This is a genomic window from Pantoea sp. Cy-640 (assembly GCF_011752635.1).
In the GTDB taxonomy this organism is placed as follows: Bacteria; Pseudomonadota; Gammaproteobacteria; order Enterobacterales; family Enterobacteriaceae; genus Pantoea; species Pantoea dispersa.
The window spans coordinates 389,289-409,879 of the sequence record NZ_VWXB01000002.1; the positions used below are offsets into that span (position 1 = coordinate 389,289).

Annotated in this window: 21 protein-coding genes and 1 pseudogene; 7 read left to right on the forward strand and 15 right to left on the reverse strand. The window is 54.2% G+C overall.

Translation table 11 applies throughout. From position 1 onward, the window contains the following. Positions 1 to 3: 3 nt before the first annotated feature. The 7 genes from F3J36_RS07295 to F3J36_RS07325 all read right to left on the reverse strand — a co-directional run bounded on the left by F3J36_RS07295 (position 4) and on the right by F3J36_RS07325 (position 5,929). Complete coding sequence (locus F3J36_RS07295; RefSeq protein ID WP_166710652.1) at positions 4 to 765, reverse strand: ABC transporter ATP-binding protein; 762 nt, start codon at positions 763 to 765, stop codon at positions 4 to 6. Further along, positions 765 to 1,802, reverse strand: a complete 1,038-nt coding sequence (locus F3J36_RS07300) for an iron ABC transporter permease (RefSeq protein WP_021508765.1) — start codon at positions 1,800 to 1,802, stop codon at positions 765 to 767. The genes F3J36_RS07295 and F3J36_RS07300 overlap by 1 nt, the downstream gene beginning before the upstream one ends. Then, positions 1,802 to 2,800: an ABC transporter substrate-binding protein gene (locus F3J36_RS07305; RefSeq protein WP_166719333.1), complete on the reverse strand. Its 999-nt coding sequence runs from the start codon at positions 2,798 to 2,800 to the stop codon at positions 1,802 to 1,804. The genes F3J36_RS07300 and F3J36_RS07305 overlap by 1 nt, the downstream gene beginning before the upstream one ends. Positions 2,801 to 3,111: 311 nt before the next feature. Next, positions 3,112 to 3,819: an MFS transporter gene (locus F3J36_RS07310; protein WP_166719334.1), complete on the reverse strand. Its 708-nt coding sequence runs from the start codon at positions 3,817 to 3,819 to the stop codon at positions 3,112 to 3,114. Positions 3,820 to 3,864: 45 nt separating this feature from the next. Then, entirely contained in the window at positions 3,865 to 4,023 is a 159-nt protein-coding gene (locus F3J36_RS07315) for a hypothetical protein (protein WP_247653150.1), read from the reverse strand. Continuing rightward, complete coding sequence (locus tag F3J36_RS07320) at positions 4,024 to 4,839, reverse strand: SDR family oxidoreductase (RefSeq protein ID WP_166719335.1); 816 nt, start codon at positions 4,837 to 4,839, stop codon at positions 4,024 to 4,026. A 151-nt stretch (positions 4,840 to 4,990) separates the two neighbouring features. After that, positions 4,991 to 5,929, reverse strand: a complete 939-nt coding sequence (locus tag F3J36_RS07325; RefSeq protein ID WP_058776186.1) for a GlxA family transcriptional regulator — start codon at positions 5,927 to 5,929, stop codon at positions 4,991 to 4,993. 251 nt (positions 5,930 to 6,180) lie between these two features. Here F3J36_RS07325 and F3J36_RS07330 point away from each other — a divergent pair, with 251 nt between their 5' ends. Next, a complete protein-coding gene (locus tag F3J36_RS07330) occupies positions 6,181 to 6,588 on the forward strand; it encodes a Rid family hydrolase (protein ID WP_166719336.1) in 408 nt (135 codons plus the stop codon). 55 nt (positions 6,589 to 6,643) lie between these two features. Here the strand turns inward: F3J36_RS07330 and F3J36_RS07335 are convergent, their stop codons facing one another. From F3J36_RS07335 to F3J36_RS07355, 5 genes are all read right to left on the reverse strand, one after another. Further along, a complete protein-coding gene (locus tag F3J36_RS07335) occupies positions 6,644 to 8,284 on the reverse strand; it encodes an FGGY-family carbohydrate kinase (RefSeq protein ID WP_058776185.1) in 1,641 nt (546 codons plus the stop codon). Positions 8,285 to 8,312: 28 nt separating this feature from the next. After that, entirely contained in the window at positions 8,313 to 9,266 is a 954-nt protein-coding gene (locus F3J36_RS07340) for an ABC transporter permease (RefSeq protein ID WP_058758909.1), read from the reverse strand. A gap of 1 nt (position 9,267) precedes the next feature. Next, positions 9,268 to 10,257, reverse strand: coding sequence for an ABC transporter permease (locus tag F3J36_RS07345; RefSeq protein ID WP_166719337.1), 990 nt, complete (start codon positions 10,255 to 10,257; stop codon positions 9,268 to 9,270). Continuing rightward, positions 10,250 to 11,770, reverse strand: a complete 1,521-nt coding sequence (locus F3J36_RS07350; protein WP_088517486.1) for a sugar ABC transporter ATP-binding protein — start codon at positions 11,768 to 11,770, stop codon at positions 10,250 to 10,252. The genes F3J36_RS07345 and F3J36_RS07350 overlap by 8 nt, the downstream gene beginning before the upstream one ends. Positions 11,771 to 12,023: 253 nt before the next feature. Continuing rightward, on the reverse strand, positions 12,024 to 13,010 hold the full coding sequence (locus tag F3J36_RS07355; protein WP_031279943.1) for an autoinducer 2 ABC transporter substrate-binding protein: 987 nt from the start codon (positions 13,008 to 13,010) through the stop codon (positions 12,024 to 12,026). 744 nt (positions 13,011 to 13,754) lie between these two features. On the opposite strand from F3J36_RS07355, the gene F3J36_RS07360 reads away from it, so the two are divergent. Further along, entirely contained in the window at positions 13,755 to 14,132 is a 378-nt protein-coding gene (locus F3J36_RS07360; protein ID WP_166719338.1) for an Ltp family lipoprotein, read from the forward strand. A 58-nt stretch (positions 14,133 to 14,190) separates the two neighbouring features. Here the strand turns inward: F3J36_RS07360 and F3J36_RS07365 are convergent, their stop codons facing one another. Then, positions 14,191 to 14,511: a hypothetical protein gene (locus tag F3J36_RS07365; protein ID WP_166719339.1), complete on the reverse strand. Its 321-nt coding sequence runs from the start codon at positions 14,509 to 14,511 to the stop codon at positions 14,191 to 14,193. A gap of 233 nt (positions 14,512 to 14,744) precedes the next feature. Beyond that, positions 14,745 to 15,494 (reverse strand): DeoR/GlpR family DNA-binding transcription regulator, encoded by a 750-nt coding sequence (locus F3J36_RS07370; protein ID WP_166719340.1) that lies wholly within the window; start codon positions 15,492 to 15,494, stop codon positions 14,745 to 14,747. Between the two features lie 80 nt (positions 15,495 to 15,574). Between F3J36_RS07370 and F3J36_RS07375 the strand changes: the two genes are divergently transcribed. From F3J36_RS07375 to F3J36_RS07395, 5 genes and pseudogenes are all read left to right on the forward strand, one after another. Then, positions 15,575 to 16,168, forward strand: coding sequence for an NUDIX domain-containing protein (locus F3J36_RS07375; RefSeq protein ID WP_088517482.1), 594 nt, complete (start codon positions 15,575 to 15,577; stop codon positions 16,166 to 16,168). Then, positions 16,162 to 16,515: an NUDIX hydrolase gene (locus F3J36_RS07380; protein ID WP_166719341.1), complete on the forward strand. Its 354-nt coding sequence runs from the start codon at positions 16,162 to 16,164 to the stop codon at positions 16,513 to 16,515. Before F3J36_RS07375 ends, F3J36_RS07380 begins: the two co-directional genes overlap by 7 nt. Positions 16,516 to 16,744: 229 nt before the next feature. Further along, entirely contained in the window at positions 16,745 to 17,440 is a 696-nt protein-coding gene (locus tag F3J36_RS07385) for a DJ-1/PfpI family protein (protein ID WP_166719342.1), read from the forward strand. Between the two features lie 193 nt (positions 17,441 to 17,633). Continuing rightward, positions 17,634 to 17,946: pseudogene (locus tag F3J36_RS07390) on the forward strand (hypothetical protein). A 287-nt stretch (positions 17,947 to 18,233) separates the two neighbouring features. Then, positions 18,234 to 18,728, forward strand: coding sequence for an anti-virulence regulator CigR family protein (locus F3J36_RS07395; protein WP_166719490.1), 495 nt, complete (start codon positions 18,234 to 18,236; stop codon positions 18,726 to 18,728). A 199-nt stretch (positions 18,729 to 18,927) separates the two neighbouring features. Here the strand turns inward: F3J36_RS07395 and F3J36_RS07400 are convergent, their stop codons facing one another. Further along, entirely contained in the window at positions 18,928 to 20,061 is a 1,134-nt protein-coding gene (locus F3J36_RS07400; protein WP_166719343.1) for a glutathione-independent formaldehyde dehydrogenase, read from the reverse strand. Between the last annotated feature and the right edge of the window lie 530 nt (positions 20,062 to 20,591).

Here is a 20,591-nt window from a genome sequence, read left to right on the forward strand (position 1 = left end):
ACCCTAAAGAATGAAATGAATGTGCTTCTTGCCATGAAAGCGGGAGATCTCAATTTTAGTTTTCACCCGGAATACCTGCCAAAGCAGCGCCTCGGTCAGGATATCCTGCGGCGTGCCGGTTGCGATGATTTGACCGTTCTGCATCACGATCAGCGAATCACAGAACATCGATGCGTGGTTGAGATCGTGAATGGCGACAATGCTGGTAACCGGTAACTCGCTGATCAGCTGCATTAATTGCATCTGGTGATGGATATCCAGATGGTTGGTCGGTTCGTCCAGCAGAATTTCGCTCGGCGTTTGCGCCAGTGCGCGGGCAATGTGCACACGCTGACGTTCGCCACCGGAAAGACTCAGCCATCCCTGCTCACTTTTCTCCAGCATATCCACGCGCTGCAGAGCGGCCGTCACGGTCTCGTCATCGTGCGCGCTCCAGTTGGAGAATGGCGAATGATGCGGAATGCGCCCCAGTTTCACCACATCGCGCACACGCATATTGGCGTCAGTCATGCCGTGCTGCTCGACGAATGCCACCCGGCGACCAAGCTGTTTGCGGGCGATGCGGGCGATATTTTGCCCGTCCAGCGTCACACAGCCGGCATCCGGGCGCCGCAGACCGGCGAGGATGCGCAGGAGGGAAGATTTACCGCAGCCGTTTGGACCGATTAGCCCGACAGTTTCACCACGGGAAATGTGCAGCGATACGTTATCGACGATGACCTTTTTTCCGACTTTCCAGCTAATGTTGTCAGCGGAGATACTCATTATTTATTCCCCGAACGCCAGATAATCACCGCAAAGAATGGTACGCCAACCAGCGCGGTCACCACGCCTACCGGCAGGCTTTGCGGGGCAATCAGCAGGCGCGACGCGATATCTGCCAGCACCATCAGAATGGCACCGGCCAGTGCGCTGGCAATCAGTAACGTGCGATGCAGCGGACCAAAGAAGAAACGCATGACATGCGGCACCACCAGGCCAATAAAACCAATCGAACCGGCCATGCTGACGATGGTGGCGGTGATAAGCGCGGTGGTGATAAAGAGTGCAAGGCGCACCTGAGGCACTGCAATACCCAGCGAGGCAGCCGCATCGTCACCAAAGGTGAACGCATCCAGCGCCCGGGAATAGTAGAGGCAAATGGCCAGTCCGATGGTCACCACCACCAGCACCAGCTGGAGTTCCGGCCAGCGCACGCCACTGAAGCTGCCCAGCAACCAGAACATCACATCGCGCGCCTGCTGCGCACTGGCAGAGGTGCTGATGGTGTAAGCGGTGATGGCATTAAACAGCTGGGAAGCCGCAACGCCGGCCAGGATGGTGCGTTCATTACCGCCGCGTGCCCCTTTAGTCAGAAAAGCGACAAAGGCAAAGGCGGTGAAGGCGCCGGCAAAGGCACCCGCCGACAGCGAGACGGCCCCGCTGCCGATGCCCAACACCACGACAGAAACCGCCCCGGTGGAGGCACCGGCAGAGACACCGAGCACATAAGGCTCAGCCAGCGCATTCTTCAGCAGGCTTTGCAAAACGGCACCGCAAATCGCCAATCCGGCGCCACAGCATGCCGCCACCAGCGCCCGGCTCAGGCGAAAGTCCCAAATCACACTTTCGTAGATGCGGCTCAGGGGAACGTGCGTGAGCCCCATTTTATTACTGATGGCATAAAAGACGCTTTTTAGCGGGATCGACAGTTCTCCGACGCTGACACCGGTCGCAATCACCAGCAATAATAACGCGACGGCAGCCACCAGCGAGGCGGTCAGGAATAGCCCCTGTCGCGCCTGAACAACAGCGATGGTCATCAGTTCAGTTCCAGTTTTCTCATTTGCTCACCCACCTGTTCGGCTCCGTAGATAGTGCGGATGGTCGGGTTCATGGCCTGGCCATCCATCACCACGATGTGGCCTTTTTTTACCGCATCCAGCTGGCTGACGGCAGGATCGCTTTTCAGGAATTTGATTTTCTCTTCGGCTTTATCCAGCGCCCAGCGATTGCGATCGAGACTGGAGACCACGATCACATCCGGATTGGCAGCAATGATGCTCTCCCAGCTGACCGTCGGCCATTCGGTCTCTGACGTGATGGCATTGTGCCCGCCCAGCACGCTGGCGATGAATCCGGATGGACTGTTTTTACCGCCCACATAGGCATCTGCAGACGGTGACGAGCTTGAGAACCAGAACACAAACGAGAGATCTTTTTTGCTGCTACCAAACTCCTGACGCAGTGCCGCTTCACGTTTTTTGAAATCGGCAATCACCGCCTGGCCACGATCTTCCACGTTGAAAATTTTGGCGAAGTCCTGAATCTCCTGATACAGGTACGTCATATTCCACAGCTGCTGGCGGCTGCCATACATATCCCCTGCGGCTTTTTTGGTGGCGCACATTCCTGGCGACACATAACTGTTCACGCCAAGGGCGATCAAATCTTCGCGTTTTGCCACCTTGCTCTCGGGTCCCAGCAGCAGCGGCGTCTGGGCAGGAACGAAGTCCGGATTTTGCGCCAGCACGGATTCGAGGGTGGGGATTTCTACCGTCAGCGTTTTGATTTTTGCATTCTGTTCAGCCAGCTGTGGCAACACTTTAGTTGGCCAGAACGCGCTGGCGATGACCTTATCCTGCAGGCCGAGCAGCAGCAAAATTTCTGCGGTATTTTGCCCCAGCGCCACCACGCGCTCAGGCGGTTTGGTGAAGGTCTCTTTATAGCCGCAGTTTTCAATCGTGAGAGGATAGGTGGTGGCCAGCGCAGAACTAACCGATGCAAACACCAAACATAACGTGCAGATGACCTTTTTCATTAACCCCTATCCCCATTGATATTGTTTTGAGAAGCCCGCGCCGCTTTAATGCAAATGAAACTCATTAACGAAGCGGGCTTTTATACAATGGGCATTTTAAGGTGTCAACGGGAGATTGTTTCCCAGAGTTATCATCGTCATCGGCCTGCCAGGATCGCATACCGGACGTTCTGCAAAAGCCTGTCCGCAGCCAGCCGGTCCCCTTCCCCGCTGACGTCACACATTTAATACGCAGAGCGTGCCAGGCCAGCATTCGCTTCGCGGCACCGGGTAAGAGGCGTCCACCGATTCAGGCCTGACGCTGACCGCACTCAGCGATGTTTACCGGTTGCCTGCGCTTTTCTGACAGCTGCAGACTGAGCATCGCCAGCAGAATAAAGGCCACCGACATGCCGATCAGCCCGTAAAAGCACGCCGGCCATCTCACGTAGGCGGATGCGCGTCCCGGCACTGTCATCCGGCACCGTCAGCAAAATGTTCAGCCCGCTCAGCAGACTTAGCAATCCGACCAGCACAAACAGGGCTTTCGCGCCCCACAGGCTGGCTACCCAGGCGGCGAGCGGAATACCGGCAAGGCTTGCCATCGATACCCCGAGCAGTACCATGCCAATGGCCCGGCCGCGCTGCTGTTCATGGACCAGTTCGGAGCCCAGCGCAACCAGCACCGGACCGATGAACCCGGCGCCGGCCCCCATCAGGATGCGTGAGGCGAGCAGTACGTTGTAGCCCGGCGACAGCACAAACGCGAAGGCGCCCAGGCTAAACAGTGCAATGCCGGTGAGCACCAGCCGGCGACGGCGCAGGTGACCAAACAGCACCTGTACCAGCGGAGCCGCCAGCGCGAAGGTGAGTCCGAAAACACTTAGTAAGCGCGCGCTCTGCGCATCAGTCAGCTGCCAGGCTGCTGAGATGGCCGGCAGACTGCCAGCGACAGACAGCGCACCGGTAGCCTGTACGAAGTAGGCAATACTCAGCGCACGCAGCGCGCGGCGCTGGGAAGAGGTGATGGCAGCGTTCATTATTTCTCTCCGGCATAAACTTCAGGGGCGGTGCCCCTGAAATGTTTACTGAACAGGAATCGGGTTATCCGCCACAGACTGGTTGAACTGATTCACCAGCGTATGCTCGTTCGCGCCCGGGTTATCGCGCACCGGCAGCACGCGGTCGACAATCGCTTCGATGGTGTCGGTGCATCGGGATTGCGATTCTGAATAAGGGGGCATTCAGTGCACAGAGACGGGCCGATAGCGTTCAGCCGGCGCGTCGCTGCCGAGGTGCGGCATCATGGCCTGGCGCGCCTGCTCATAGCGGGTCCAGAGCGCTTCGTCCTGCAGGGACGGAATGGTAATGAGCTCGCCGCGGGCGAAGCCGGTGAGCGCCGCATCAACCATCTCCTGCGCGCTCATGACGATGTTCGGGTCAAGCTGGTCAACCGGCAGACCGCCGTTATCCCAGAACGGCGTCGCGGTAGCGCCAGGCAGTACGGCCTGCACCTGAATCCCCTTACTGGCCAGTTCATGGTGCAGCGACTGACTGAACGCCAGCACGTAAGCCTTGCTGCCGCCGTAAACACCGTTCAGCAGCTCAGGCGCAATGCTGACGATCGAGGCGATGTTGATGATGGCGCCGCGTCCGCGCGCCACCATGCCTGGCACCAGCGCATAGGTCAGGCGGGTCAGCGCGATGACGTTGAGGTTAATCATGGCGTTCATCTGCGCCACGTCGCTGTCCAGCAATGGGGTATGGGTGCCGATGCCGGCGTTATTCACCAGAAGCGTAATGCTCGCGTCTTGACGCAGCTTCTCTTCCAGCGCGTTCAGCTGTGCGGCATCGGCCAGGTCCGCGGTGGTGACTTCCACGCTGCGGCCGCTGTCGGTGGTGATGTGTTCAGCCAGCTGGTTCAGGCGGTTGTGATTGCGGGCCACGATGATCAGGTCATAGCCCATGCGTGCCAGGCGGCCGGCGTACAGTGCGCCCATACCGGTAGAGGCACCGGTGACAACGGCAGTGCCGCGGTTGGTGTGTGTCTGCTGCGTCATGATATTCACCTTGTCAGTTATCGGGTTGGTGAATTCATAGTACGCAGTCGCGCACCGGCGCGGCTGACGAGAAAGGTCGTGATTTCGGACAACATGATGACCGGGATTCCGGCCATCGTGATCAGAAGGCGTTTAGGCGGGACAGCCCGCGTCAGGCTTTACCGGTGCGCAGCGACTGCGGCGGGATGCCGTAACCGCGAATGAACACTTCCCGCATATGGCGGCGATCGCGGAAGCCGGATTCACGGGCTATCACCTCCATCGGCAGCCTGCTCTGCTCGATCAGCAAGCGGGCGTTTTCCAGTCGTAATCCCTCAATGGCTTTGGCCGGGGACTTGCCCGTCTCAGAACGGAACAGGCGGCTGAGCTGCCGCGCGCTGAGGTGAACCGCATCCGCAAGGTCTTCGATGGTCAGCGCTTTGTTGAGATTGTTGCGCGCATATTCCAGCGCCGACTGCAGCCGGTCGCTGCGCGGAGAGAGCATCAGCATCTCAGAGTGCTGCGTCTGTCCGCCGGAGCGGCGGTGATGCATGACCAGCAGGTGTGCCACGCTGCGCGCCACTTCGGCACCGAGATCTTTCTCCACCATTCCCAGCGCCATATCCAGCCCGGCGGTGAGTCCCGCCGAGGTCCAGATGTGATCGTCAATAATAAAGATGCGGTCTTCTTCTATCCGCGTCGTCGGGTGCAGCAGTTGCAGACTCTGGGCATGTACCCAGTGCGTAGTGGCGCGGCGCTCCGATAACAGACCAGCCTGCCCCAGCACGAATGCGCCGGTACAGATCCCGGCCACCCGTCGGGCACGGGGCGCGTGCACCTGAAGAAAATCAACGATGCCCGCTGTGGCCGGCAGCTCCAGCGGCGTCATTACGCCTGCGACCAGCCAGGTATCCATTTCCATCTCTGCATGAATCGGCTGGCTGTCCACGCCGAAGCCGGAAGAGGACTGCACCGTGCCACCGCGCTCAGAATAAACCGTGCAGTGGTAAAACGGTTCGCCGTTTACCTGATTGGCAAACTCAAAAATGCTCAGCGTGGATAATCCCAGAACCTGGAAATAATCGGAAATCAGTAAACCTACCCGGTGCATCGTCGTCTCCTTCAGTCGTCCGGCACCGTCTGCCACACTGTGTCCGGCCTGATCTTAAGCGGGGTAAGCGATGACAATAACCCGATTTCGCTCAGCGGTATCACCTGCGGAAAAATAAAAAAGGCGATAACACCGACCTGCTGCGGATCTTCTGCGCCGTTTTATGTTAAGAGTACCCGATCGGGCAGTTCGCCAGGCATAGGGTTTTAAACAGGCGGCCATTGCCCAGGTCATCAATCAGAGAAAAAACCATGAAAAAATCGATCATTCCTGAAGAATTTCAGCACTATTACCATGACTGGCACTTCTCTCCCGTTATCGAAGCCGATGGCACCCTGTATCTTTCCGGTGTGACGGCAGCGCGGAAAGACAAACCGATAAGTACCCACCCTGAAGAACAATTCCATGATGCGTTTTATAAGCTGGGTGTGTATTTAAACGCTGCCGGACTGGACTATGAACATATACTGGAGATGACCACCTTTCATATCGATCTTAAAAAACACATCGGGGTATTTTCTAAGGTCAAAGATGTGTATATCAAAGCCCCCTACCCGGCATGGTCTGCCATCGGCGTATCAGAGTTCATTCCGGAGAATGCCCTGGTGGAAATGCGGATTGTGGCGAAAAGGGTGATTCAGGCGGATGGGCAAAAATAACCGCAACCGCCGCTTCCGCCACAGGCCTGTGATTACAGCCCTGCTTCTTCCGGATTTATTCAGTTTTTCCCTGCATCAGCTGCCGGTATTTCATGCTGTCGTGGTACATCTCATGGAATACGCGGTATTTACGGTCGTAATACTCTTTTATTTTGTTGGTCTGCGGCGTGATGGTCTTACCGATGCGGCTCATGGCGGCCATCGCTTCGGGTAAAGAGTCGTACGCACCCGCCGCCACGGTGCCCATCATGGCGCTGCCGAGCAACATGGCTTCACTCTCTTCCGGCAACAGCATCGCGCAGCCCGTCGCGTTGGAGTGCTCCTGGACAAAGATGGGATTTTTGGTGCCGCCCCCGCTGGCCATAATGGTATCAATGCAGTAACCACTCTGGTTCATGGTCTCAATAATGTGGCGAGTGCCAAGCGCCAGCGCCTGAATGGTGGCGAGATAATGCAGCGCCATGTCTTCCGGCGTGCGTGACAGTTTCAGGCCAGTCAGCGTGCCGGTCAGGGTCGGATTGGCACGCGGTGAGCGGTTGCCGTGGAAATACGGCAGCATATGAATGTCTTTGGTCAGGAAGGCAATATTCTCGGGTTCACCCGCCATCTTGCGCAGTATGCCGTTGAGCACTTCATAAATTGTTTTGCCGCTGTCTTTACCCTGCTTAAGCAGATCCTGATAACACGGATGCGACTGAATCACATGGTCAATCAGCGCGCCGGTGGTGGATTGTCCGCCTTCGTTCAGCCAGTAATCCGGCAAAATCGCCGAATAGTACGGCCCCCAGATGCCACCGATATAGCGCGCGCTGCGCGACATCGCCATATGGGCCGTAGACGTGCCGCCAATCAGCGCGATGCGGTTGTCAAAATCCGCTGATTCGCCGGATGCGCCGCTGGCACCGAGAATACCGAGGCTGCCGGCGTGCGCATCAATAATCGAAACGCTGACCGCCGTGCCCGCCATTAACCCCATCTCTGCGGCGGCGCGCTGCGTCAGGCCATGCCCCAGCGGCTCACCCATGGTTTTCACTTCACTGCCGATCTTTGCCGCGTTGTTTTCCAGTAAATCCTCCAGGCCAATCTGGCGGAAATAGCTCGGATCCCAGCGGTCTTCATGGCCGATATAGGTCCATTTGCAGACGGTTGAGCACAGCGATCGCGTGGTATCCTGGGTGGCGCGCCAGGTGAGGAAATCCGGCAGGTCGAACAGATGCCCGACGTTGCTCCAGGTGGTCGGCATGTGCTGTTTCAGCCACAGCAGTTTGGGGGTCTGCATTTCCGGCGAGATAATCCCGCCAACAAACTCCAGCACGCGATGGCCGGTGGCATTGATGCGTTCTGCCTGCGTGATAGCGCGATGATCCATCCAGACAATAATGTTCTGCTCACTGCGCCCGGTCGGGCTCACGGTCAGCGGTTTGCCTTCTTTATCCAGCACCACCAGCGAACAGGTGGCGTCAAAACCGATGCCTTTCACCTGAATCGGGTTGATATCCGCCTGACTGACCACGTCTTTAATCGCGTTACACACGGACTGCCAGATCTCATCAGAGGATTGCTCAACAAAATCAGCTTTCGGGCGGTAGAGCGTGATCTCCCGGCTGGCCTGGCCGAGCATACGGCCAGTCATGTCGAAGACGCCCGCGCGGGCGCTGCCGGTTCCTACGTCGACGCCAATAAAATAACTCGCCATGTTCTTTCCTTTCTTGAAAAGCTTTCGCTTATGATTTTCTGTTTTGCAGAGCGATAAACAGGATCAGGACACAACCCCACAGCGCCATGGTCAGGTAACTACTGACGCCCATCAGGTTCAGGCCGCTTTCCAGCATTTGCAGCACGATGAGCGCCAGCACCAGCCCAATCACCCGGCCAAAACCGCCGTCAGGGTTAATACCGCCAAGCACCGAGGCCAGAATGGTCACCAGTAAATAGGAGTCGCCGTAGCCAGCCTGTGCCGAGTTAAATTTGGACATCATCAGCAGTGCCGCGCCCCACCCCAGCAGAGCTGAAAGCACGTACACCGCGATGGTGACTTTATGCGTGTTGACCCCACTGAACCGCGTCGCCTGCTCGCTGGAACCCATCAGATACAGGCTGCGGCCGAGCGTAGTGTGTTCCAGAAACACCCACAGCAGCAGCGCCACCAGCAGGAATAACACCAGGGCGACCGGAATACCCAGCAGACTGCCGTTGCTGAGGTACTGAATCACCGGCGGGAAGCCGGAAATGACCGCGCCGTTGGTCAGCAGAATATTCAGCCCGGCGATCAGCGTCATGGTGCCGAGCGTCGCCAGAATTGGTGAAACCCCGATAAAGGCGATCAGCGCGCCATTGAGCACCCCAATCACCAGCGCCACACCCAGACCCGCAAGCAGCGCCAGCGCGACATATTCCGGCTGGTTCGGATGCGCCACCAGAATCGCCGCCATCACCAGCGAACACGCGTTGGCACCGGCAATGATCGAAAGGTTGATCCCGCCGGTCAGCATGGTAATGCCCATCCCCAGCGCCAGCATGCCCAGAATCGGTAACTGCGAGGAGATCGACTGGAAATTGCCGACGCTGTAAAAGCTGCCACCCAGCGTAAAGGAGAACAGCACGGCAACGGCCACAATGATCAGCAACTGCAAACGGATGATGCGGTCGCCGGGGAAGAATCGGTTTAAGGTGGTCATGTCACATCCCCTTCGCCAGTTTGCGTTTTTCGTTCCACGCGGTGCTGCTAATGCTGACAAGAATAATCGCGCCGCTGAACACCTGATGCCAGTAAGATGAAATGCTCAGCAGAGTCATGCCATTTTGCAGGAAGGCCAGCAGCATCACGCCCAGAATGGTGCCGGTTAGCGAGCCGCGCCCGCCGGTCATGCTGGTGCCGCCTAATACCACCGCCGCCAGCACCGTCAGTTCATAACCGAGCAGGGAATTAGGTGCCACCGACTGGGTAATTTGCGCCTGTACCACGGCAGCAATACCCGCCAGCAATCCCATAAAACCGTAAACGTAAAAATGCAGTCGCAGGATGTTCAGACCAAGACGCGATGCGGCGTCACGGTTGCTGCCCATGGCGTAAATCTGGCGGCCCACGCGGGTGCAATTCATCAGGACGCCGGTAACGATGATCACCCCCAGCAGGCAAAGCAGCGGCAGGGTCAGGCCATAGTCGTAACCGTCGGCGGCGGTGAAGGAGAACCAGCTGATCCCGTTCATAAACCAGTCGGGGAAACCGTACAACCAGGTACCGTTAGTCAGATACACCAGCAAACCGTAAAACAGGTTGAGCGTCGCGATGGTGATAATGATGGCCGGCACGCGCAGCCAGTACACCAGAAAACCGTTGACCAGGCCGAGCAGCAACCCGATTCCCATCGACATGGCAAACGCCAGCGGAAAGCTGCCGCCGTGATGAATGATGTAGCTCGCCATCACGTACTGACCGATGGAGGTGACGGCGGGAAAGGAGATGTCGATGCCGCCGGCAATCAGCACCACAAACAGACCACAGGCCAGAATGCCCAGAATGGCATAGCTGGTGGCGACGTCAGTCAGGTTACCCAACGTCATAAATTCACTGCTGCTGGCGCTCAGACCCACCACCAGCAGCAGCACCAGTAATCCCAGCCAGAATTCGTGCTGGGTAAACAGTTTCGATAGCGATTTGTTACCCATTAATCACCTCCGCAATCTGCGCTTCGCTGCTCTGGTGCGGCGCGAACTCCGCTACCAGTTCGCCTTTGCGCATCACCAGCACGCGATGGCTGTTGTAATACGCTTCCGGGATTTCATCGCAAATCATCAGCACCGCCATGCCGGATTCCGCCAGATCGCGGGCAATGCGGTAAATGCCTTCTTTATTGGCTATATCCACCCCTACCGTTGGTGAATCGAGGATCAGGATATGGGGCCGCGTCGCCACCCATTTGGCGATGGCGATACGTTGTGCATTGCCGCCGGAGAGCGTCTTAACCGGTAAACTGCTGTCCGGAACTTTAATGTTCAGGTCACGGATCAGGTCTTTAACCACCGCCGCGGCTTTGCGGTGATCCATCAATCCGGCGCCGGTATGCAGCTTGTCGAAAATCGATACCAGCGTGTTGTCATAAATGGATTGATCCATGATGAGCCCCTGCGTCAGCCGGTCTTCCGACACATAGGCGATGCCGTGACGAATGGCGTCGCGGTTAGAGTGGAATTTCACCACCTTGCCGTTGATGCGGATCTCTCCGCTGTCCGGCTGGCTCATGCCAAACAGGCTCAGACAGAGTTCCGTGCGGCCCGAACCGAGCAGGCCGATAATCGACGTGATTTCTCCCTGGCGCAGCGACAGCGAAATATTGTGATACTGACCTTTGCGGCTCAGCTGGCTGATTTCCAGCAGTGGCGTCACATCAGCGGGTGCCCGGTGCGGCAGATGGCTGTAGGTGAAACGCTGCCCGGTCATCAGGAACGCCAGCTCATGGCTGTCGAGTTCACTGGCCGGATAGGTGCCGACCAGTTTGCCGTCGCGCATCACGCTGATACGATCGGCCACTTCCATCACTTCATCAAGACGGTGACTGACGAACACCACGCAGATACCGGCGGCTTTGAGTTCATTCACCACCCGCAGCAGACCATTAACCTCGCTGCGGGTCAGTGACGCTGTCGGTTCATCCATAATCACCAGACTGGCATCAGCAGCGATGGCACGGCATATTGCCACTAACTGGCGGTCAGCGATCGACAGCTTTTCAACTTTACGATCCGGATCCAGAGCAACGCCGACCCGTTGCATCGCCGCCAGCGCTTTTTTGCGCATTGACTCGCGATGTACCCAGAAATCACCGCCCGGTAAATAGCGGTGAATAACGATATTTTCAGCGACTGACAGATTGGGAAATAACGACAAATCCTGATAAATAACCTGAATGCCGTAATAAGAAGACAGCTGTGGCGTCAGGGTATGAAAGAGTTTTCCGTCCAGCGTGATGGCCGCGCCCTTTTCCGGTTGATAAACCCCGGAAATGACTTTAATTATGGTGCTTTTTCCGCAGCCATTCTGCCCGGCCAGACAATGCACCTCACCTTTATTCAGTGTCAGGCTGACATTATCCAGTGCTAATACGCCGGGGAACTTTTTACTGATTTTTTCGAGGCTGATAAAGGCCTCAGCATTGGCGGGGGACGTGCTGAGCGTATTCATCATAGATCCTTAAGCCTGCCCATCCTATTTCCAGTCGGGTATTGGCGATGCTCGCTTATCCGAATCATTTATATCTCATCGAATTTCACTGAGTTTCGCCGCGCCTGACGCGAATTATTCAGGGTATATGTTTTCAATCTCTGAGTAGAAGTTCAGATACAGCACAACATACAACGCTGTATCTGTTTCTATTTGCCTGGTGTGGCGCTGGAGATAATCTATCTCCGTTAAATTAAGGTGTTAAACACTCTGATCAGAAGCCAAGTGATTTCGCATTCTCTGGCGTTACTTCGAGAATTTTATTAAAGCGAATCACTTTCTTATCCATATCGACGTCGGCTTTGCCCAGACCTTCAATGCTCAGGTCTTTAGTGACTTCTTTACCCTGCAGCAGCTGATCGGCAACCGAAACCAGGGCGTAACCGGCATCTTTTGGATCCCACAGCAGGACTTTTTTGATGTCACCGCGCATCAGGTATGGCGCAGCCTGAGCCGGCATAGCGATACCGACAACCGCGATCTTGTTTTTCGCCCGCTTCTGCTGAACCGCCTGACCGGCACCGATCGGACCGAGCGAGCCGAAACCGATAATCCCTTTCAGATCAGGATAGGTTTTCATTAAATCCAGCGTGGTGGAGTATGATTTATCAATATTTTCAGCCACCGGCAGGCGTGACGTGACTTCATGCATGTCCGGGTATTTTTCTTTCTGATATTTGATCGCTGCATTGGCCCACGCATTATGTAATGGCACGGTCAAAGAGCCGACATAAATGGCATAACCGCCTTTGCCACCCATATCTTTTGCCAGCTCGTCCATATTGGCTTCCGCATATTTCTGGCTGTCGATGGTTTCAACATCCCACTGACCAATTTGCTGGTCCGGCGATTCATGGGTTAATACCACGATGCCCTGGTCGCGCGCTTTTTTCAGTACCGGCTCCAGTACTTTGGCATCGTTTGGCACCACAATGATGGCGTCCACTTTTTTGGCAATCAGATCTTCAATCACCTTGACCTGCTGCGCCGGATCGGGCGTCGAGGCGCCAACCTGATAGGCGTTGACATCCAGTTTCTGCGCGGCTTCTTTTACGCCGACTTCCATGCGGGTGAACCACGGAATACCGGTAACTTTGGCCACCACGGCGATATCGTAAGGTTTGGCAGCGAATGAGGGTGTTGTGAATAACATGCACGCTGAAACCACACATGCACTGACTAATGCGAGGTTAAATTTCATTTTGGTACCTTTCTGATGAGGTTCTGATATAGGGAACAGGCGATTGCTATTTAATTCACGCTCAGAGATTAACTTACCGGTACATAGGTTTTCGCGCAGATGTGATGGAAATGTGAGCAAAGCCCATAAATGTTAAATTAAATGATTAAATATGTTAAATTATAGTTAATTTAACATCTCTGTTTACTCTCGGAGTGGTTGCTGAAGCTCCTGGATGGATTTTTAGAAACAAATTTAGATCATTTATTTAACAATTAGGATACATAGACAAAACGCGCCGTTGTTTTTACCGCAGTACAAACCCGGCCCTGAATTTTATTTGCACAGATTGTGAGCGTCATCACCTGAGCAGGCGATGACGCTTTTCACAGCATTTGCTGGCAACTGTGCGCGATGAAGGTGAGTTCCGCTTTTGGTGCTGGGTGTCCTGAACGTTGCGAGGTCAGCTTTGAGCGAGCAGCGGACGTCTCACTTATGACTGCTGAGTGGTTCTAATACGTTGAACATTATTTTCCTTAATCGACTCAAGTTCATATCTATCTTGCCGATGATCACAATGCATTTTGCAAATTTTCTTAGAATCAACGGAGTATTCAATGGCAACGACCATTTAACGGGCTAAATATTTGGATTTAAAGCATGAATGGACAAGTTGTATTGGATATGGATCGCCAGATTAATGCCCAAAATGTCGAAGCCGTCGAATAACAACAAGCTTAATCAGATAAACTAATGGAGTGAAAAATGGACTTTTTGAAGACAGTACTTACTGCAGCTTTGTTTGTCGCAGCGCCCACATGGGCGGGAGATTTGACTGGGCCTCAAAATAATGCGGTTAGATCTGCGAAGCAATATCTCAGTATGGCGGGTTTCTCACGAAACGGACTTATTCAGCAACTTTCATCCGATGCTGGAGATGGTTACGAGATTTCTGACGCTACGGTAGCAGTGGACAGCCTGAACATTGACTGGAACCAGGAGGCGGTGAAATCTGCGAAGCAGTATCTCAACATGATGGGCTTCTCATGCAAAGGCCTCATTCAGCAACTCTCCTCAAGTGCCGGAGACAAATACACTGTTGATCAAGCAACCTATGGGGCAAAACAGGCAGGTGGCTGCTAAAAAACGATGTGGTTTGAGTGACGGTTACACTCGAACCACCGAATTCCCGGCTATAAACTTACGACGTAGACGGTAAATGGTGTATGACCGCAACCTCGAAATCCATCTCTATGCGCGGGTAGTGCTCACGCATCCCTTCTGGCAGTAATGCATCCGGCCATTCCACACTTTTTCCAAGCCTGGCTGCAACGTCAAAAAGCGGCATTTTTTCAACGTGCGTGACACACATCATGACGGTGTCATAGGCATCCTGCGCGTTTACGTAAAGCATAGGGCCCGGCACAATCTCACATTCCCGCCATCGGATGGTATGACGCTTCCTGCCTGCGCGAACGTCCGGCAGTAGGCGAGGCACGATTTCAAGATACTGTAATGACATATCACCTCTGGTGACCTGCACTAAGTATTAGATATAACGATCAGTTAGTAATGTAGGTATTTGACTAATGGGTCGAATGTAGTCTTAAATAAGTTAGTTGAATAACAAAGCAAAGCGTATCTTTTAAAGTCCGCTTCTGACATACAGCGGACACCAATAGCTTTACCCGGCCGGCCATTAAAGATCACTAACCGATCTGTTTCGCAGTTACTCCAAAAAGGCAGCGTTGCACACTACAACAGCGAGACATGCTTCTGCTGTAAAATCTGGCGCAGCTCTTTATCAGGTTCGCCATCGACAATCAGCGTACTGGCCAGATCCAGATCCCCAATCGCGAAGGCGGAGGCGGAATTGAGTTTCTCTTTTGACACCATGACAACGGTCTCGGCGGCTCTCCCCGCCAGCGCGCGTTTTATGCCGGCCTCTTCATAGTTGCCGGTCGTGAGGCCGGCGGTTTTATGCACGCCGGTAACGCCCATAAAAAACAGATCAGCATTAATACGCGCAGCTGCCTCATGAACAGCCGATCCCACCGCGACCACCGAGTGGCGATAGAGCAGCCCGCCCAGGGTTATCACTTCTACCCGCGGAAAATCCACCAGCGCAACCGCAATACCGGGGCTGTGGGTGATCGCCGTGAAAGCCAGGTCTGCTGGCAGTAACTGCACCAGTTCTGCTGTGGTGGTTCCGCCGTCAATAATCACCACCTGCCCGGGTTGAATCAGCTTCACCGCCTTTTGCGCCACACTCTGCCTGGAACTCATTTGCACGTTTTTGCGTTTTTCGAAGGATGCCAGCGCGGCTGACACCGGCAGCGCGCCGCCGTGCACGCGCTGTAACAGCCCTTCAGCGGCCAGCTCCCGCAAATCGCGGCGTATTGAGTCCTCGGATATACCAAAACGCTGACTGAGCTCACCTGACATCACCTGATTTTCAGCCGCCAGAATCTTCAGAATCTGTTGTTTACGCTGGCTCGATAGCATAATTACCCGCTCACGTTTTTTCTTGAATTTGCACGATTATGCATGATAGCGTCTGTTTTGTCATCTTCAGGAGGCAAGCTATGCAGCAGAAAATACGCAATATCCGTGAGCAGCTGTTGTCCGACAATTGGTACACCCTGAAAAAATACACCTTTGAATTGCAGCGCCGTGACGGCTTGTGGCAGGAGCAGCAGCGTGAAGCGTATGACCGCGGTAATGGTGCCGTCGTGCTTCTCTATAACCGCCAAAAGCGCAGCGTGGTGCTAACCCGCCAGTTTCGCTTGCCGGTTTTCATTAATGGTCACCACGGTTTTTTGATTGAAGCGGCTGCCGGGCTGCTCGATAACGCTTCGCCGGAAACCCGCATTGTCGCCGAGGCAGAAGAAGAAACCGGTTACCGGGTGCAGCATATTGAAAAAGTCATGGAAGCGTTTATGAGTCCGGGTTCGGTTACCGAGAAACTCTATTTCTTCATCGCCGAATATGCTGACGACGATCGCCAGAGCAAAGGCGGTGGCCTTGCCGATGAGGGCGAGGATATTGAAGTACTGGAATGGCCTTTGACTCAGGCGCTGAGCGCAATTCGCAGCGGGGAAATTATGGATGCGAAAACCATCATGTTACTGCAATACGTTGCCATGAATGTCCATTTTGAGGAGCCAAAACCATGCTGATCCTGATTGCCGGCCCTGTGCGCAGCGGCACCGAAGGAGACCCGGTCTTAATTCACGCCAATATACAAAAATTAGATGAAGCCGCTCTGCAGGTTTATCACAGAGGCCATACGCCGGTGATTGGAGAATGGCTGGCATTACCTCTTGCCGCCGCCGCAGGTTCACAGGCAATCGGTGACGAAATCAGTGAGGCTTATCTTTATCCGGTTGCACATCGGCTGATTCAACATTGCGACGCGGTCTTACGTATGCCGGGCGCGTCGCACGGCGCCGATAACGATATACGGATTGGCAGAGAACGCGGGTTAAAAATTTATACTGAAATAAATGAGATTCCGATCGGGTGATTATTCACTCACTGGATGTCGACGATACCCGCGCGGCCATTCAGGCTTATGGACATTTGGCTTGTCGCCGTCAGTCAAACACGGGTATTTTTCGCGAATAAAACAAACCTATTGATGCCCGGAAAATATGCCACTATTGCTGATGGTGGTTTCTCTGCATCATCTGTTGCAGTGATTCATAACTTACCGCAGCGATGTCTGCTGCTGGCACATAATGAAGGCATTATTTATGAGTGATTCTGCATCTACATCCATCGGTCTGCTGCTGTTCCCTGCGCTTACGCAGCTTGACCTGACCGGTCCGTTTGAAGTCTTTGCGCGGGCACCAGACACGAAAGTGCATCTCATCTGGAAAAATCTGGACCTTGTGGTGTCAGACCGGGGGATGGCGATTCAGCCAACCACCACGTTCGACGCATGTCCCGCGCTGGATATCATATGTATTCCCGGCGGGCCGGGGCAGATAAACCTAATGGAGGATGAAGAAGTCCTGTCGTTTATCCGGGCTCAAAGCAAACAGGCGAAGCTGGTAACGTCAGTATGCACCGGATCGCTTGTGCTGGGCGCGGCCGGGCTTCTGCAGGGATATAAAGCGACGACGCATTGGGCTTCACTGGATCAGCTGGCGCTATTGGGCGCAGAGCCAGTAAATGAGCGTGTTGTACGCGACCGCAACCGTATAACGGGCGCCGGTGTGACTTCAGGTATCGATTTTGCAATCAGCGTCGTTTCAGAGATGTTCGGACCGGATATCGCGCAAAATATTCAGCTGCATATGGAATATGACCCTGCCCCGCCCTTTGACTGTGGCTCGCCCCGCTCCTCATCTGAAGAACAGCTGAAAAAAGCTCAGCAACAGGTTGCGCCATTTATTGAAAAGCGGCGACAGGCGACGCTGAAAGCCGCAGCCAGACTGCAGAAATAACGGGCCGGCACAGAGTGGACTTCTCCACCGACGAATGCCTCGATGAGCGAAAAACGGACCTACAGGTAACAGTGAATAGGCTTCGGTCGTCATAAATTTATTTTGCATTAAAGAACGTGCCCTTCAGAAATTACACCGTTACGTGGCTTGCGATGATAGGGTGACATCCTTGCCACATTAAGAGGAAAAACGAATGATTGTAAGGACCTGGCACGGTTGTGTTCCGCTTAAACACGCTGAAGATTTTGCGAAACACCTTGAGAAGACAGGTGTGGAACATTCACGAAGCACTGCCGGGAATATAGGCGCTTATGTGCGCAGAGAAACACAGGGTGACTGGGAGTCATTTCTTTCTGGCAACTTACTGGAAGGATCTGCAGTCAGTAAAGACTTTCGCGGGAGAAAACTATCACGTGGCAGTGACGTATCCGGATGACGAACAATTTGAGTTACTTTCAGATCCATACGTTTTTCAGCACACCGTGGAAGCCGTTATACCACTTTAGCTCTGCTTTTCACGGCGACTTATCGGTAATCCTGATTCGTTTCTAAATTAATACCAGGCGTCAATGTCCGATTTGCGCGACGAGCGGACATTTCTTTCAGTAGTCACGAGCCGGCAGGTGCCCCCCTGGATTCAGAGACTGAGCCGTGGAACGCCCGGATTAAGCGTGATTTTTCAGAAATGTCAGCCTTATTACATTACTGATATTTCAGAAATGAGGTGATGGTTAAGATTGCCGCCTCGTTCTATATTTCAATAAGGCAATACATACTATTAAGGACATTTGTCATGCTCGCGCAACGCACGCTTAAAACAACCTTTGCTCTGATGATTGGTTTCGCCGTTTTTGTTGCACCGGCTTATGCAAACCCTGGCAATGGCAATGGCAATGGCAATGGCAATGGCAATGGCAATCACGGTAATAATGGCGCGCACGGGAATAAAGAGCAGGGTTACGCATCGTCGAAAAACGGACATGGACAACGCAAGAACGCCCGGCACCCCGATCATGTTCAATCTGATATTAGCTTCTCTCAGGCACGAGCGCTCGCCGTCAACTATGGCTTGGTAGGCTATCAGTCTCTGCCGCCGGGAATCGCTAAGAAAGTGGCGCGTGGGAAAGCATTGCCACCGGGTATTACTAAGAAAAATTTGCCAGCATCCATGATAAATGCGCTGCCTCATTACCCCGGCTACGAGTGGCGCGCGGTGGGAGATGATTTAGTGCTTATTGCGTTGAGCACAGCAGTTGTGACCGCAGTGATTAACGGTGTGTTTAACTAACCCCAGTATGCAGATATCTGGCGTCTTGCAGCTCAGTTCAGGGCGCTTAATAGCGGGTCTGCTTAAGCGCTTTATCGGGTTTGCGCTGATGTGTCATAAGCGTGGTAATGCCAGATATAGCCAGCCACAGACAGGCAGTTTTCGTTCTCCCTCTTCCCACCGCCTGAATGTGTCTTAGCTCTTCTGAGTTACCTGGCTTTCAGGGTTTCAGAATGACTTTTGTCCAGCCATTATCACGATCATCAAAATGCTTATAGCCTTCGGCAGCGTCCGCCAGAGCGAGTCGATGGGAAATGATCTGCGCCGGATTGGCCCTGCCCTGATGGATAAGCCTTGCGAGCTGGCGGTTGTACGCTTTGACATTACACTGACCGGTCTTGATTGACTGACCTTTGAACCAGAAATTCCCAAAATCGAATGGCACTTTACCCTCTTTGGCCAGGTCGGTCGCGCCTCCGGGATCCTGCGGAACAAAAACGCCGACCGCACCGATGCCGCCCGTGGCTTTAGTTGACGCGACAAGGCTGTTGAGCGTGGCAGAGTTATCCTCGTGGCCATGTTTATTGCAACATTGATACCCCACACACTCGCAACCGCAATCCGTGCCGCGCCCGTCGGTTAACTCGAGAATTTTATTTACTGCCTCATCGCCCACACCATTGATCGCTACTGCACCCAGTTGTTCGGCCAGCGCCAGTCTGTCCGGATGGGTATCAACCACAAACACCTGCGATGCGCCTTTAATCATGGCCGAGTGAGCCGCCATCAAGCCGACCGGGCCCGCACCGTAAATCGCCACACTCTCTCCGGGGCGCAATCCTGCCAGTTCAGTGGCATGCCAGCCGGTGGGGAAGATGTCGGAAAGTAAAACGTAGTCCTCCTCTTTTTCAACCGCATCCGGCGGCAGCACCAGACAGTTAAAGTCAGCATAGGGAACACGCAGTAACTCAGCCTGTCCGCCATCCCATTCGCCCATTTCAGCAAAGCCATAGGCGGCACCGGCCGTACCCGGATTTGCCGTCAGGCAATAGCCGGTTAACCCTTTCTCGCAATTTTCACAGAATCCGCAGCCGACATTAAAGGGCAGGCAGACATAATCGCCAACTTTGACCCGCTCAACCGCACTGCCGATTTCAATGACCTGCCCCAGATTTTCATGGCCAAAGATGCGACCCTGTTTGAAGCTGGTTCGTCCTTCGTACATATGCAGATCTGAACCGCAGATATTGGTGGTGGTAATACGGACAAGCACATCGGTAGGGCGAACGATTTTGGGATCCGGAACCTCTTTGACTGAAACGTCAAAAGGTCCGTTATAGACAACTGCTTTCATGATGTTCTCCTCACGTGCATGATCAGTTATGAAGTCTGCGGCTGCGTGACGCTTTGCGGTCGCCTCCCTCTCAGTGATGCTGCTTTTTCAATCAAAAGGCTTGATTGAATGTGTAAGTGTAGAACAGCGCATGAAGTCGACTGGTGGCATTAATATTATGTAACTCTATGAATTGTAAGCGCCGTTTCGCTAAACGTCTTTTGTCTCCGCCTTCTTCCAGACCCCTGGCGCACCACACCGCTACGCTGACTTAGCCTTGCACTGAATCCCGTAACCGCTATTGCCCTCAACGTCCGGCCGGCTATCCCCTGCTTTTTATCCAGCGACCCGGTGCGGCGTTGTCCGGACTGAGGTTTATCCTGAAGGAAAAGCGCACCTTGCTGAGTGCCGCGGCTTTCATCATTATTTTTCTGCAGTTCATCCTGAATGCAGTATTTGCCGTTCGCTTATCGTCATTGATTTTTCCTGACCCCCGACGCACTTCCAGCATAAGCAAGCGCTTTTATTAACACATAAAAAAGCCCACTCCA

Excerpts from the sequence above, each read along its gene's own strand:
- F3J36_RS07375 (WP_088517482.1), top strand. The coding sequence starts at position 15,575 with ATGCAGCAGAAAATACGCAATATCCGTGAGCAGCTGTTGTCCGACAAT.
- F3J36_RS07380 (WP_166719341.1), top strand. The coding sequence starts at position 16,162 with ATGCTGATCCTGATTGCCGGCCCTGTGCGCAGCGGCACCGAAGGAGAC.
- F3J36_RS07320 (WP_166719335.1), bottom strand. The coding sequence starts at position 4,839 with ATGACGCAGCAGACACACACCAACCGCGGCACTGCCGTTGTCACCGGT.
- F3J36_RS07305 (WP_166719333.1), bottom strand. The coding sequence starts at position 2,800 with ATGAAAAAGGTCATCTGCACGTTATGTTTGGTGTTTGCATCGGTTAGT.
- F3J36_RS07340 (WP_058758909.1), bottom strand. The coding sequence starts at position 9,266 with ATGACCACCTTAAACCGATTCTTCCCCGGCGACCGCATCATCCGTTTG.
- F3J36_RS07325 (WP_058776186.1), bottom strand. The coding sequence starts at position 5,929 with ATGCACCGGGTAGGTTTACTGATTTCCGATTATTTCCAGGTTCTGGGA.
- F3J36_RS07335 (WP_058776185.1), bottom strand. The coding sequence starts at position 8,284 with ATGGCGAGTTATTTTATTGGCGTCGACGTAGGAACCGGCAGCGCCCGC.
- F3J36_RS07300 (WP_021508765.1), bottom strand. The coding sequence starts at position 1,802 with ATGACCATCGCTGTTGTTCAGGCGCGACAGGGGCTATTCCTGACCGCC.
- F3J36_RS07355 (WP_031279943.1), bottom strand. The coding sequence starts at position 13,010 with ATGAAATTTAACCTCGCATTAGTCAGTGCATGTGTGGTTTCAGCGTGC.
- F3J36_RS07350 (WP_088517486.1), bottom strand. The coding sequence starts at position 11,770 with ATGAATACGCTCAGCACGTCCCCCGCCAATGCTGAGGCCTTTATCAGC.
- F3J36_RS07315 (WP_247653150.1), bottom strand. The coding sequence starts at position 4,023 with ATGCCCCCTTATTCAGAATCGCAATCCCGATGCACCGACACCATCGAA.
- F3J36_RS07365 (WP_166719339.1), bottom strand. The coding sequence starts at position 14,511 with ATGTCATTACAGTATCTTGAAATCGTGCCTCGCCTACTGCCGGACGTT.
- F3J36_RS07310 (WP_166719334.1), bottom strand. The coding sequence starts at position 3,819 with ATGAACGCTGCCATCACCTCTTCCCAGCGCCGCGCGCTGCGTGCGCTG.
- F3J36_RS07345 (WP_166719337.1), bottom strand. The coding sequence starts at position 10,257 with ATGGGTAACAAATCGCTATCGAAACTGTTTACCCAGCACGAATTCTGG.
- F3J36_RS07360 (WP_166719338.1), top strand. The coding sequence starts at position 13,755 with ATGGACTTTTTGAAGACAGTACTTACTGCAGCTTTGTTTGTCGCAGCG.
- F3J36_RS07400 (WP_166719343.1), bottom strand. The coding sequence starts at position 20,061 with ATGAAAGCAGTTGTCTATAACGGACCTTTTGACGTTTCAGTCAAAGAG.
- F3J36_RS07370 (WP_166719340.1), bottom strand. The coding sequence starts at position 15,494 with ATGCTATCGAGCCAGCGTAAACAACAGATTCTGAAGATTCTGGCGGCT.
- F3J36_RS07385 (WP_166719342.1), top strand. The coding sequence starts at position 16,745 with ATGAGTGATTCTGCATCTACATCCATCGGTCTGCTGCTGTTCCCTGCG.
- F3J36_RS07330 (WP_166719336.1), top strand. The coding sequence starts at position 6,181 with ATGAAAAAATCGATCATTCCTGAAGAATTTCAGCACTATTACCATGAC.
- F3J36_RS07295 (WP_166710652.1), bottom strand. The coding sequence starts at position 765 with ATGAGTATCTCCGCTGACAACATTAGCTGGAAAGTCGGAAAAAAGGTC.
- F3J36_RS07395 (WP_166719490.1), top strand. The coding sequence starts at position 18,234 with ATGCTCGCGCAACGCACGCTTAAAACAACCTTTGCTCTGATGATTGGT.